The 12,806-nt window shown below is 62.0% G+C and carries 11 protein-coding genes; 10 read left to right on the forward strand and 1 reads right to left on the reverse strand.

What is annotated here, in order from left to right; genetic code table 11:
• Positions 1-19: 19 nt before the first annotated feature.
• Positions 20-1,468 carry a type VI secretion system-associated FHA domain protein TagH gene (gene tagH, locus QNH97_RS28105; protein ID WP_283554834.1) on the reverse strand — a complete coding sequence of 483 codons (1,449 nt, stop codon included), beginning with the start codon at positions 1,466-1,468 and terminating at the stop codon, positions 20-22.
• Between the two features lie 414 nt (positions 1,469-1,882).
• On the opposite strand from tagH, the gene tssA reads away from it, so the two are divergent.
• The 10 genes from tssA (at position 1,883) to tssH (ending at position 12,790) form a co-directional block, all read left to right on the forward strand.
• A complete protein-coding gene (gene tssA / locus QNH97_RS28110) occupies positions 1,883-2,920 on the forward strand; it encodes a type VI secretion system protein TssA (RefSeq protein ID WP_283554835.1) in 1,038 nt (345 codons plus the stop codon).
• 81 nt (positions 2,921-3,001) lie between these two features.
• The gene (tssB, locus tag QNH97_RS28115) at positions 3,002-3,517 is read left to right on the forward strand and encodes a type VI secretion system contractile sheath small subunit (RefSeq protein ID WP_025216163.1); all 516 of its coding nucleotides are present in this window, start codon (positions 3,002-3,004) and stop codon (positions 3,515-3,517) included.
• A 14-nt stretch (positions 3,518-3,531) separates the two neighbouring features.
• On the forward strand, positions 3,532-5,028 hold the full coding sequence (gene tssC, locus QNH97_RS28120) for a type VI secretion system contractile sheath large subunit (RefSeq protein WP_283554836.1): 1,497 nt from the start codon (positions 3,532-3,534) through the stop codon (positions 5,026-5,028).
• 229 nt (positions 5,029-5,257) lie between these two features.
• Positions 5,258-5,746, forward strand: a complete 489-nt coding sequence (locus QNH97_RS28125; protein WP_283554837.1) for an Hcp family type VI secretion system effector — start codon at positions 5,258-5,260, stop codon at positions 5,744-5,746.
• A gap of 81 nt (positions 5,747-5,827) precedes the next feature.
• Entirely contained in the window at positions 5,828-6,286 is a 459-nt protein-coding gene (locus QNH97_RS28130) for a T6SS effector amidase Tae4 family protein (RefSeq protein WP_092473965.1), read from the forward strand.
• Positions 6,283-6,732 (forward strand): hypothetical protein, encoded by a 450-nt coding sequence (locus tag QNH97_RS28135; RefSeq protein WP_283554838.1) that lies wholly within the window; start codon positions 6,283-6,285, stop codon positions 6,730-6,732. The genes QNH97_RS28130 and QNH97_RS28135 overlap by 4 nt, the downstream gene beginning before the upstream one ends.
• The gene (gene tssE / locus QNH97_RS28140; protein ID WP_283554839.1) at positions 6,726-7,238 is read left to right on the forward strand and encodes a type VI secretion system baseplate subunit TssE; all 513 of its coding nucleotides are present in this window, start codon (positions 6,726-6,728) and stop codon (positions 7,236-7,238) included. Before QNH97_RS28135 ends, tssE begins: the two co-directional genes overlap by 7 nt.
• Complete coding sequence (gene tssF / locus QNH97_RS28145; RefSeq protein ID WP_283554840.1) at positions 7,235-9,094, forward strand: type VI secretion system baseplate subunit TssF; 1,860 nt, start codon at positions 7,235-7,237, stop codon at positions 9,092-9,094. The genes tssE and tssF overlap by 4 nt, the downstream gene beginning before the upstream one ends.
• Entirely contained in the window at positions 9,058-10,107 is a 1,050-nt protein-coding gene (gene tssG, locus QNH97_RS28150; protein WP_283554841.1) for a type VI secretion system baseplate subunit TssG, read from the forward strand. Before tssF ends, tssG begins: the two co-directional genes overlap by 37 nt.
• Positions 10,100-12,790 carry a type VI secretion system ATPase TssH gene (tssH, locus tag QNH97_RS28155; protein ID WP_265032088.1) on the forward strand — a complete coding sequence of 897 codons (2,691 nt, stop codon included), beginning with the start codon at positions 10,100-10,102 and terminating at the stop codon, positions 12,788-12,790. The genes tssG and tssH overlap by 8 nt, the downstream gene beginning before the upstream one ends.
• Positions 12,791-12,806 lie beyond the last annotated feature (16 nt).

Raw genomic sequence — 12,806 nt, forward strand, 5'->3', positions numbered from 1 at the left:
TGTTATAGGACGGCGACGCTCAACGGCGTCGCTGTCGTGTGCTGTGTTCTTCGTAGGCGCGGCTGAATTCACGACCGAACAGGTCTTGGAAATCCTCCTGGGCCTCCCGGGAAATGTTGCTGTAGAGCTCGGTAAATTGTTGCCAGTACTGGGCCTGTCGCGAACCACTGAAAATACCCGACAGCCCGCCGGGCTTGGCCATGCGCTCTTCCAGTTGCGCCGGCTCGAAGCGCGCCAGCAAATGCTTGATCGCCGCTTCCACGCCGGCCATCACCGCCAGTTGGTGGGCCCGCAGATCGTCAAAGCTGTCACGCACCGCCGCATCCGGCGCCATGAACGCCTGATTGCCATGGCGCAATAGCAACAGCAAGGCTTCATCGACGTTAGGCGCGAATTTCAGCGGGTTGTTTTCCACTGGCTGGATCATCGTCTGCTGGATGCGGAACTCACCCTTGAGGCTGCTGCGGGCGCGCAAGACATCGATCAGGCCTTCGACCATCAGTCGATAACTGCGCCCGATGCTCTCCATCTGCGCTTCGGCCTGGGCCTTGTCCAGGCGCAACTGATCCAGCCCGGCACCGCGCAGGAAGGCTTGCAGCAGGTCGGGTTGTGAGGCGTCGACTGGAACAACCGGTGGCTCAACGCGGGTGACCGGCGCTTCACGCAAGGGCGCAGGCTCGGTCGGTACGCTGATTTCAGCGACCGGAACTTGAGGGATGGGCGCTGGTACCGGCTCGATCACCGGCGGCGGCGCAACAGGCAGCGGCGCGACGGGCACGGGGGCAACCGCCACGGGCGCAGGCTTGTCGCTGAACAGGTCCCAATCGTCCGGAATCAACGGGGCAGACGTCATCGCCACAGGCTCGACCACGGGCGGCGGGTTTGGACGGGGGATCGGCGCGGGCGGACGGAAATCATGCTGTTCGGCCGGGACATGGTCAGGCTGGGTGGCCGGCGGGACGCTGGTCGGGCTCAGGAAATCGAACAGGTCCGGCAAGGTGTCCATGGCCGACACACCCTGGAAATGCGCAGGCGAGGCCACTTGCATCGACGATGGCGTATTCACAGCGGCGCTCTGCTGACCCATCAGCGCTTCGAAACTGCTGGGCGATTCGGCGAACGGATTGCTGTCGGTGACCGGCAGGTTGAAATCGACACGGGCCTGGATTTCATAATCGCCGATGCGGATCACTTCGCCATCTTGCAAGGGTTCGCTGTTGCCCTTGCGCAGACGAATACCGGCCTTGACCAATTCCACACCATTAGTGCTGTTATCCGTTAAATAATAGCGCCCGTCTTTGTATTGGATAACACAATGTTTGCCGGAAACCAGACGCTCGGGGTCCGGCAATACCCAGTCATTATCGGAATTGCGGCCAATTGCCATCACCCCCTGATCCATGGACTTTTCAGAACACTGGCCTGGGGTAATCTTGTGATAACTAGTGATAGTCAAACACAGCGGCATCTCGCCTCCTTGCTGAATACTTCTGTCGCGTCGGCGCACGCAGGCGGTGATAGGGTCTATGCCCCGTGACTCGCCAACAAACCCTAAAAAACAACCTAAAAACGGCTTTTTGCCAGCATGAATGCTGATCTTAACCGGCTTGCGTGACAAAAAACCTGCATCGGTGCGCGCTTCGACCTACCGGTCGCGCGGGTTGTTAAGCACCTCACAACTGTAACAACGCCGAAATAGCTTACCTTGACAAGCGATAAGTACTACACCAAAAATGCACAACTTCTTGAATATAGATGATGGCACTTTAAAATCACGTAGCGATTAAAGCGCCATTACCATCAAGGGACATGCGAAGTTTCATCCGAAACTTGCGTGTGAACTGCCCGACTTCTTCAGCGGGTGATAGGGAGATCGATCCAAGTGGATGTGCCTTTGCTGCTCGCCGCCGTTTCCGCGACTTCGCCATGTGGTGAAGATCTGGAATATGACGCGGATTTCTTGCGCCTTGAACGTGATTCCCGAGGCCAGCCCGAGCGCAGCATGGGCGACTCGATTTTGCCTGCCGAACCGCCTGAGTGGCGCAGCATCCAGCAGCAGAGCCTGGACTTGCTGCAACGCAGCAAAGACCTGCGCATCACCCATTTCCTGTTGCAAAGCGCCCTGGCCCTCGAAGGCATCCCGGGCATGGCCCGTGTCCTGACCCTGATCAGCGAATTGCTCAAGCAGTACTGGGCCGAACTGCATCCGCGCCTGGACGCTGATGACGACAACGACCCCACCGTGCGCATCAATGCCCTCACCGGCCTGACGTCCGACATCACCATTCGCCTGCTGCGCGAAAGCATCCTGGCCCGTTCGCGGACCTTCGGCGCCGTCAGCCTGCGCGCCGCCGCCAACGCCAGCGGCCTGCAAAGTTTCCCGGATGAAAACCTTGGCGCCGAACAGCTCGCCGGGGCCTTGCTCGACAGCGATCCCGAGCAGTTGGAGATCACTCGCGCCGCCCTGCTGGAAGCCCGCAGCGCCGCCGAAGCCATCGAACAACACGTCAACGATCAAGTCGGTTCCGCCCAAGGCGTGGACCTCGGTCCGTTGAAGCAACCGCTCAAGATGGCTTTGCAGATTCTCGGTCAGTTCGCCCCGCAGAGCGGCGACAACGAACTGCCCGATGCCAGCGGCGACGACAGCGCCGCGCCAGTTGAATACGCCAGTGCGCCGAGCGCGCCGCGCAACACCGGCACGAACACCGGCAGCGGCGAGATCAACAACCGCGACGACGTGCTGCGCAGCCTGGACCGAATTCTTGCCTACTACACCCGTCACGAGCCCTCCAGCCCCCTGCCAGTGCTGTTGAACCGGGCCAAGCTTCTGGTTAACGCCGATTTCGCAACCATCGTGCGCAACCTGATTCCCGACGGCATGAGTCAATTCGAAAACCTGCGCGGCCCAGACAGCGAATAAAAAGCGAGCGGATCACGCAGTCACGTCACCGGCACCCCCGATGACGCCAACACCGTCGCTCAAGCGACCAGGAGCAGCAACGTGGCGAAGCAAAGTTCTCAGAAGTTCATCGCGCGCAACCGCGCGCCTCGAGTGCAGATCGAGTACGACGTCGAGCTCTACGGCGCCGAGAAAAAGGTCCAGTTGCCCTTCGTCATGGGGGTAATGGCCGACCTCGCCGGCAAGCCCGCCGAGCCTCTGGCCCCTGTGGCTGATCGCAAGTTCCTCGAGATCGATGTCGACAATTTCGACTCGCGCCTCAAGGCCATGCAGCCTCGCGTGGCGTTCCATGTGCCCAATGAACTGACCGGCGAAGGCAACCTGAGCCTGGACCTGACCTTCGAAAGCATGGACGACTTCAGCCCGGCAGCCGTGGCCCGCAAGGTCGACTCGCTGAACAAATTGCTCGAAGCGCGCACCCAACTGGCGAACCTGCTGACCTACATGGATGGCAAGACCGGCGCCGAAGAAATCATCATGAAAGCGATCAAGGACCCTGCCCTGTTGCAGGCCCTGGCCAGTGCGCCAAAGCCCGCCGATGCAGAGCCTAAGGCTTAATCAGGACCCCGATCATGACCGAATCAGTACGTGAAAATCAGTCCCAGCCCCAGGGCACTGCCGAAGTACCCAGTGAGTTCGCCTCGCTGCTGATGCAAGAATTCAAACCCAAGACCGAGCGTGCTCGCGAAGCCGTCGAGACCGCCGTGCGTACCCTGGCCGAGCAGGCCCTGGCGCAGACTGACCTGGTGTCCAACGACGCCATCAAGTCGATCGAATCGATCATCGCCGCCATTGACGCCAAGCTCACCGCCCAGGTCAATCAGGTCATCCACCACCCTGACTTCCAGCAACTGGAAAGCGCCTGGCGTGGCCTGCACTATCTGGTCAACAACACCGAGAGCGACGAGCAGCTCAAGATCCGCGTGCTCAACATCTCCAAGACCGACCTGCACAAGACCCTGAAGAAATTCAAGGGCACTGCGTGGGACCAAAGCCCGCTCTTCAAGAAGATGTACGAAGAAGAGTACGGCCAGTTCGGCGGCGAACCTTACGGTTGCCTGGTGGGCGACTACTACTTCGACCAGTCGCCACCGGATGTCGAGTTGCTGGGCGAGCTGTCGAAAGTCTGCGCGGCCATGCACTCCCCGTTCATCGCCGCGGCATCGCCGACCGTGATGGGCATGGGCTCGTGGCAGGAACTGTCGAACCCGCGCGACCTGACCAAGATCTTCACCACGCCGGAATACGCCGGCTGGCGTTCGCTGCGTGAATCGGAAGACTCGCGCTACATCGGCCTGACCATGCCGCGCTTCCTGGCGCGCCTGCCGTACGGCGCCAAGACCGACCCGGTGGAAGCCTTCGCCTTCGAAGAAAACACCGACGGCGCCGACAGCTCCAAGTACACCTGGGCCAACGCCGCCTACGCGATGGCGGTGAACATCAACCGTTCGTTCAAACACTTCGGCTGGTGCTCGCGCATCCGTGGCGTTGAATCTGGCGGCGAAGTGGAAAACCTGCCGGCCCACACGTTCCCTACCGATGACGGTGGCGTGGACATGAAGTGCCCGACCGAAATCGCCATTTCGGACCGCCGTGAAGCGGAGCTGGCGAAGAACGGTTTCATGCCGCTGCTGCACAAGAAAAACACCGACTTCGCGGCCTTCATCGGCGCCCAGTCGTTGCAGAAACCGGCCGAATACGATGACCCGGACGCCACCGCCAACGCCAACCTGGCCGCGCGTCTGCCGTACCTGTTCGCCACCTGCCGTTTCGCCCATTACCTGAAGTGCATCGTGCGCGACAAAATCGGCTCCTTCAAAGAGCGGGACGAGATGCAGCGCTGGTTGCAGGACTGGATCCTCAACTACGTCGACGGTGATCCGGCGCACTCCACCGAGACCACCAAGGCCCAGCACCCATTGGCAGCGGCCGAAGTGATCGTCGAAGAAGTCGAAGGCAACCCGGGGTACTACAACTCCAAGTTCTACCTGCGTCCGCACTACCAGCTCGAAGGGCTGACCGTGTCGCTGCGCCTGGTATCGAAACTGCCGTCGGCCAAGGGCGCGTAAGGATTTACTGAAACGGGTGGCCGGTAACCCTGTGGGAGCGAGCTTGCTCGCGATAGCGGTGGATCAGCTTGCATTGATGTCGGATGTGACGCCGCCATCGCGAGCAAGCTCGCTCCCACAGGGGATCTCCAGCAAGCTGGAGATCGTCTTCAACCCCGTTCAGCACCCGTAATTTCGCAAGGTCAGCGTCAACCAAACAATGTGGTTAGAAACCACACAGGGAGAAAACATGGCTGTTGATATTTTCATCAAGATCGGCGACATCAAGGGCGAGTCCATGGACAAGGCCCACAAGGACGAGATCGACGTCCTGAACTGGAGCTGGGGCATGTCCCAGTCCGGCAACATGCACGTGGGCAGCGGCGGTGGTGCCGGCAAGGTCAACGTCCAGGACCTGTCGCTGACCAAGTTCGTCGACAAGGCTTCGCCAAACCTGATGATGCACTGCGCCAGCGGCAAGCACATCGACAAGGTCAAGCTGACCGTGCGCAAGGCCGGCGGTGAAAGCCAGGTCGAGTACATGATCATCAACCTGGAAGAAGTGCTGGTCACGTCCCTGAGCACCGGCGGCTCGGGTGGCGATGATCGCCTGACTGAAAACGTCACCCTGAACTTCGCCAAGGTGCTGGTGGACTATCAGCCACAGAAAGCCGACGGTTCCAAGGAAGGCGGCCCGGTCAAGTTCGGCTGGAACATCCGTCAGAACGTCAAGGTGTGATCGAACGCGCCCCCGGTGCCCAGCGCCGGGGGTGTTTGGTGCTTGCTCGAATCCAATCTTTTCCCTTTCGGTGTCTGAGTCATGGCCAAGCCTTCGTTTATCAATTTGTGGAAAGCCTATTCCGATCTGCTGGTGACCTACCCCGACGCGAAACCCTGTGATGGTCCGTGGGCCAACCAGTGCGCGATTCGCATGAGCATCACACTCAATACCGAGTTGACCATCAAGGTCAACAAGTCCACCTACACCGAACCCAAGTGTGCCCATGGCCATGCGCGGGGGGCTGAATCACTGGCAAACTGGTTGTGGAAGCATCATCTAGGTCGTCCGACGATTCTCGGAGGTGGCGCAGAAGAGCGTCGCAAGCTGATGGACAAAAGAGGCCTAATCTTCTTCAAGGACTGTTTCCAGCAACTGGGGGAATCTTTAGACGGTCGCACCGGTGACCATATCGATCTATGGAACCGCGGCTTTACCGCCAGCCGGTATGACGATCCTTCCTATCGATCCAGAGCGATCTGGTTCTGGGAGCTTTTATGAACAAGGCTCGTTGCGCTGTATTGATTGGCTGCCTGTTTTCGAGCCTGACAGCCTGTGCTGGGCAGCAAGCCTCATCGGCGACTTCAACCACAGCGGTGAATCAAGTCGTCGTGATGGGCGGGCAACAGTTGACGCTGGTCGATGACCAACAACGCTGCGCGCTACGCAAACCAGACCAGACGCTAATGCCACTCGACATGCCATGGCCCTGCCAGTTCACGGTAGACAGACAAGGCAAATCGCATGTCGAGACCTTTGGCAAGGTGCCTATTGTCATTGTTCTTCATTTCTCGACCGCACCTCAGAACAGTCCGCAATGTCACTCCGAGTACCGCGCCATACGCCTGATCAATGGGCAACTCGAACCCTCGATAATCGCTCGCCACGCCAGCTGCATGGGTGGCACAGGTGACCAGAAGAATTACACAGGCCTCTTCACTTGGTAACCGAAATCGCCGCCCGCGATCGCCTGCAACCGTCCCTGCTGGACCGGTTGACCGACGACGACCCGACCAACCCCAAGGAAAGCGCCGACAAACGCGTGCTGTCCCTGACCCAATTGAAAGCCTCGGTGCTGCGGGACCTGGCGTGGCTGCTCAACACCACCTCGTTGCTGGACGCTGATGCCACCTTGCATACCCCGGCGGGCACCTCAGTGGTGAACTTCGGACTACCGGCGCTGGCCGGCAACAGCGCCTCGAACGTCGACATCGCGGCCCTGGAAACGCTGATCCACCAGGCCATCGCCACGTTCGAACCGCGGATCCTGCGCCACACCTTGCGCGTGCGCGCCCGGGCGACCGCCGAGATGAACCACAACGCCTTGAGTTTCGAGATCGAAGGCGATCTCTGGGCCCAGCCCGTGCCGCTGCGCCTGATGCTGCAAACCGATCTGGACCTGGAGTCCGGGCATGTGCGCGTGGTCAACGCCGATCAGCGGAGACGCCCATGAACCCGCGCCTGCTCGAGCTGTACAACCAGGAACTGCACCACGTGCGCGAAAGCGCGGCGGAGTTCGCCAAGGAATACCCCAAGATCGCCAGTCGGCTGTCGTTGTCCGGCATGGACTGCGCCGACCCCTACGTCGAACGCTTGCTGGAAGGGTTCGCCTACCTGACGGCGCGGGTGCAGCTCAAGCTCGATGCCGAATACCCGACCTTCACCCATAACCTGCTGGAAATCGCCTACCCCCATTACCTGGCGCCCACGCCGTCGATGACCGTGGTGCAAATGCAGGCCGATCCCGATGAGGGCTCGTTGAGCAGCGGTTTCCCGCTGCCTCGGGACACGGTCCTGCGCGCCGCCCTGGGGCGTGAAACCCAGACCTGTTGCGAGTACCGCACCGCCCACGAGGTGACGCTGTGGCCGCTGCAGGTCAGTCAGGCCGAGTACTTCGGCAACCCCTCTGCCGTGCTCGGACGCCTGGCCGCCAGTGAACCGAAGGCCAAGGCCGGCCTGCGCCTGACCCTGCGCACCGGCGCCGAACTGCCGTTCAAGAGCCTGGCCCTGGACAATCTGCCGCTGTACCTCAGCGGTGCCGACGAGCAACCCTTCCGCCTCTACGAACAATTGCTGGGCAACGCTTGCGCAATATTCGCCCGCCAACCCGGCGGCAATTGGGTGGAACGCCTGCCACAAGACGCACTGCGTTCGCGCGGTTTCGATGATGCCGACGCCGCGCTGCCAGTGGTGCCGCGGGCCTTCCAGGGTTATCGCCTGTTGCAGGAATACTTCGCCCTGCCCCACCGTTTCCTGTTTGTCGACTTCACTCAACTGAGCCGGGCAGTCAAGCGCTGCGATGGCCAGGAGCTGGAGTTGATCGTGCTGTTCGACCGTCACGATCCAAGCCTGGAAGGCAGTGTCGGTGCTGCGCAATTCCTGCCGTTCTGCACCCCGGCCATCAACCTGTTCCCCAAGCGCCTGGATCGCATTCACTTGTCGGAACGGGTCAATGAACACCACGTGATCGCCGACCGCACCCGGCCGATGGATTTCGAAGTGCACTCGCTGACCGGCCTCACCGGCCACGGCACCGGGCCGGAACAGCCGTTCCTGCCGTTCTATGCGGTGCGTGATCCCTCCCGCTACGGGCGCGACCTGGCGTTCTACACGGTCCGCCGTGAACCGCGGGTATTGTCCAGCGACCAGCGACGCAACGGCCCGCGCTCGACCTACATCGGCAGCGAAACCTTCGTCAGCATGGTGGACAGCCAACAGGCGCCCTACCGTCATGACCTGCGCCAACTGGGCGTGACAGCGTTGTGCACCAACCGCGACCTGCCGCTGTTCATGAGCGTGGGCAACGGCAAGACCGATTTCACCCTGGCCGACAGTGCGCCGGTTGGCGCGGTACGCTGCGTAGCCGGGCCGAGTCGTCCACGGGCCAGTCATGCCCACGACGCCAAGGCCTGGCGCTTGATCAGCCAGCTCTCGCTGAATTACTTGTCCCTCAGCGAGCAAGGCCAGGGCGCCGCTGCCCTGCGTGAACTGCTGCGCCTGTATGGCGACAGCAACGACGCGGCGCTGCAGTTGCAGATCGAAGGCCTGCGGGAAGTCAGCAGCAAGGCCTGCACCCGGCGCTTGCCGATGCCCGGCCCGATCGTATTTGGCCGGGGCCTGGAAATCACCCTGGAATTCGATGAAAACGCGTTTCGCGGCACCGGCGTGTTCCTGCTCGGCGCCGTGTTCGAGCGCTTCCTGGCACGTTACGTGTCGATCAACAGTTTTACCGAGACGGTGATCCGTACCACCGAACGCGGCGAGATCATGCGATGGAAAGCCAAGCCCGGACGTCGTCCGACCCTGTGAGTACCCTGGACGCGATGCACCAGGAGCCCTGGGAATACGACTTCTTCCAGGCGCTACGGCGCATCGAGTGCGAATCCCCCGAGCTGCCGCGCCTGGGTCATTCCCTGCGCCTGGCCGATGACCCGCTGCGCCTCGGCCAACAGGCCGATTGCACCTTCGCCCCGGCGACCTTGGCCTCGGTGCAACCGGGCAGCGACGGTGCACCGGCACGCCTGGAGCAGTTCTTCTTCGGCCTCGGCGGCCCCAACGGGCCGATGCCGCTGCACATCACCGAATACGTGCGCGAACGCCAGCGCAACAACGGCGACAGCACCAGCAAACGTTTTCTCGATGTGTTTCACCACCGCTTGCTCAGCCTGTTTTACCGGGCCTGGGCCGAAGCGCGGCCGACGATCAGCCATGACCGCCCGGACGATGACTACTGGTCCGCACGCCTGGCCGCCCTCAGCGGCCGGGGCATGCCGAGCCTGCTCAAACAAGGGCTGATTCCCGACACGGCGAAGCTGCATTACAGCGGCCACTTGTCAGCGCAAACCCGCTACCCGGACGGCTTGAAGGCCATCCTCAGCGAATACTTCGGCCTGCCGGTGGAGATCGAAGAATACGTCGGCCAATGGCTGGAATTGCCGGAACGCAGCCGCCTTGGCGTCAACGCCCAACTGGGTGTGGACTTCTGCCTGGGCCGCTACGTGTGGGATCGCCAGCACAAATTCCGCATTCGCCTGGGGCCGCTCAAGCTCGTCGACTACATGGGCATGCTGCCTGGCAGCCAACCGTTCAACGAGCTGGTGGCCTGGGTCGCCGAATACCTGGGCCACGAACTGGACTGGGACTTGAACCTGGTCCTGGAGCAGCCGGAAGTCCCGGCGCTACAACTCAATGGGCGTTTCCGCCTGGGTTTCAATACCTGGCTGGGGCGCCCCGAAACAGATGCCAACGATCTAATACTGGCCCGGCATTACGCCGAACAGGCCAACACCTCACAGACCTCAAGGAGCCATGAGCATGGGTGAAATCAGTCGCGCCGCGTTGTTCGGCAAACTCAACAGCGTGGCCTACAAAGCCATCGAAGCCGCCACCGTGTTCTGCAAGCTGCGGGGTAACCCCTATGTGGAACTCGCCCACTGGTTTCATCAGCTGCTGCAACTGCAGGACTCGGACCTGCACCGCATCATCCGCCAGTTCAATATCGAGCCGGCACGCCTGGCCCGCGACCTGACCGAAGCCCTGGACCGCCTGCCACGGGGTTCGACGTCGATCACCGACCTGTCTTCCCACGTGGAAGAAGCCGTGGAACGCGGCTGGGTCTACGGCAGCCTGATGTTCGGCGAAAGCCAGGTGCGCACCGGTTACCTGGTGCTGGGCATCCTCAAAACCCCAAGCCTGCGCCACGCCCTGCTGGGCCTGTCGTCGGAGTTCGACAAGGTCAAGGTCGAGGCCCTGAGCGAGCGCTTTGACGAATACGTCGGCGATTCGCCGGAAAACGCCCTGACCGCCAGCGACGGTTTCAATGCCGGTGCCGTGCCCGGCGAAGCCAGCGGCGCCATGGCCCCCAGCGCCATGGGCAAGCAGGAAGCCCTCAAGCGTTTTACCGTCGACCTCACCGAGCAAGCCCGCAGCGGCAAGCTCGACCCGATCGTCGGGCGCGACGAAGAGATCCGCCAACTGGTGGACATCCTCATGCGTCGCCGGCAGAACAACCCGATCCTCACCGGTGAAGCCGGCGTGGGCAAGACCGCCGTGGTCGAAGGCTTCGCCCTGCGCATCGTCGCCGGCGACGTGCCGCCGGCCCTCAAGGACGTGGAATTGCGCAGCCTCGACGTGGGCCTGTTGCAGGCCGGCGCGAGCATGAAAGGCGAATTCGAACAACGCCTGCGCCAGGTCATCGAAGACGTCCAGGCCTCGCCCAAGCCGATCATCCTGTTCATCGACGAAGCCCACACCCTGGTGGGTGCCGGTGGCGCCGCCGGCACGGGCGATGCGGCCAACCTGCTCAAGCCAGCCCTGGCTCGCGGCACCTTGCGCACCGTGGCCGCCACAACCTGGGCCGAGTACAAGAAGCACATCGAAAAAGACCCGGCCCTGACCCGGCGTTTCCAAGTGGTGCAAGTGGCCGAGCCGTCGGAAGACAAGGCACTGCTGATGATGCGCGGCGTGGCCTCGACCATGGAAAAACACCACCAGGTGCAGATCCTCGATGAAGCCCTGGAAGCTTCGGTCAAGTTGTCTCACCGCTACATCCCGGCGCGCCAGTTGCCGGACAAATCCGTGAGCCTGCTGGACACCGCCTGCGCCCGCGTCGCCATCAGCCTGCACGCCGTGCCGGCCGAAGTGGACGACAGCCGCCGACGCATTGAAGCGCTGGAAACCGAGCTGCAAATCATCGCCCGTGAGCATGCCATCGGCATCGCGATTGGCACTCGCCAGACCCAGAGCGAAACCCTGCTGAGCGCCGAGCGCGAGCGCCTGGCCGAGCTGGAAAGTCGCTGGGCCGAAGAGAAAACCCTGGTGGACGAACTGCTCGCCACCCGCGCCACCCTGCGCGAGCGCGTCGGCGTGGTGGACAGCGAAGACGCCAGCGAAGCTTCCGACAACGAAAGCCACGCCCTGCGCGAGAAACTGGTGGACCTGCAACAGCGCCTGACGGCCCTGCAAGGCGAAACCCCGCTGATCCTGCCGACCGTGGATTACCAGGCCGTGGCCTCGGTGGTCGCCGACTGGACCGGTATCCCGGTGGGCCGCATGGCCCGCAACGAACTGGAAACCGTGCTCAACCTCGACCAGCACCTGAAGAAACGCATCATCGGCCAGGACCACGCCCTGCAGATGATCGCCAAGCGGATCCAGACCTCCCGCGCCGGCCTCGACAACCCGAGCAAGCCGATTGGTGTGTTCATGCTCGCCGGCACCTCCGGCGTGGGCAAGACCGAAACCGCCCTGGCCCTGGCCGAAGCCATGTACGGCGGCGAGCAGAACGTCATCACCATCAACATGAGCGAGTTCCAGGAAGCCCACACCGTGTCCACCCTCAAGGGCGCGCCACCGGGTTACATCGGCTACGGCGAAGGCGGCGTGTTGACCGAAGCCGTGCGGCGCAAACCGTACAGCGTGGTGCTGCTGGACGAGGTGGAAAAAGCCCACCCGGACGTGCATGAAATCTTCTTCCAGGTGTTCGACAAAGGCGTGATGGAGGACGGCGAAGGCCGGGTGATCGACTTCAAGAACACCTTGATCCTGCTGACCACCAACGCCGGCACCGAGCTGATTGCCCAGGTCTGCAAAGACCCGCAGAACGTGCCGGAGCCGGAAGAAATCGCCAAGGCCCTGCGCCAGCCGCTGCTGGAAATTTTCCCGCCGGCCCTGCTGGGTCGCCTGGTGACGATTCCGTACTATCCGCTCAGCGACGAGATGCTCAAGGCCATCACCCGCCTGCAACTCAACCGCATCAAGAAGCGCGTGGAGAGCACCCACAAAGTGGCTTTCGACTACGACGACGCGGTGATCGACCTGATCGTCTCGCGCTGCACCGAAACCGAAAGCGGCGGCCGCATGATCGACACCATCCTGACCAACAGCCTGCTGCCGGACATGAGCCGCGAGTTCCTGACCCGCATGCTCGAAGGCAAGGCATTGGCGGGTGTGCGGATCAGCGCTGTGGATAACGAATTGCAGTACGATTTCAGCGACGCGGCCTGATCTGACAGGAACATCG

The organism is Pseudomonas sp. G2-4 (assembly GCF_030064125.1).
Classification (GTDB): Bacteria; Pseudomonadota; Gammaproteobacteria; order Pseudomonadales; family Pseudomonadaceae; genus Aquipseudomonas.

Bases quoted from the DNA above. Each gene is read 5' to 3' on its own strand.
- tagH (WP_283554834.1), bottom strand. From the start codon at position 1,468: ATGCCGCTGTGTTTGACTATCACTAGTTATCACAAGATTACCCCAGGC.
- tssC (WP_283554836.1), top strand. From the start codon at position 3,532: ATGACCGAATCAGTACGTGAAAATCAGTCCCAGCCCCAGGGCACTGCC.
- QNH97_RS28125 (WP_283554837.1), top strand. From the start codon at position 5,258: ATGGCTGTTGATATTTTCATCAAGATCGGCGACATCAAGGGCGAGTCC.
- QNH97_RS28130 (WP_092473965.1), top strand. From the start codon at position 5,828: ATGGCCAAGCCTTCGTTTATCAATTTGTGGAAAGCCTATTCCGATCTG.
- QNH97_RS28135 (WP_283554838.1), top strand. From the start codon at position 6,283: ATGAACAAGGCTCGTTGCGCTGTATTGATTGGCTGCCTGTTTTCGAGC.
- tssF (WP_283554840.1), top strand. From the start codon at position 7,235: ATGAACCCGCGCCTGCTCGAGCTGTACAACCAGGAACTGCACCACGTG.
- tssG (WP_283554841.1), top strand. From the start codon at position 9,058: ATGGAAAGCCAAGCCCGGACGTCGTCCGACCCTGTGAGTACCCTGGAC.
- tssH (WP_265032088.1), top strand. From the start codon at position 10,100: ATGGGTGAAATCAGTCGCGCCGCGTTGTTCGGCAAACTCAACAGCGTG.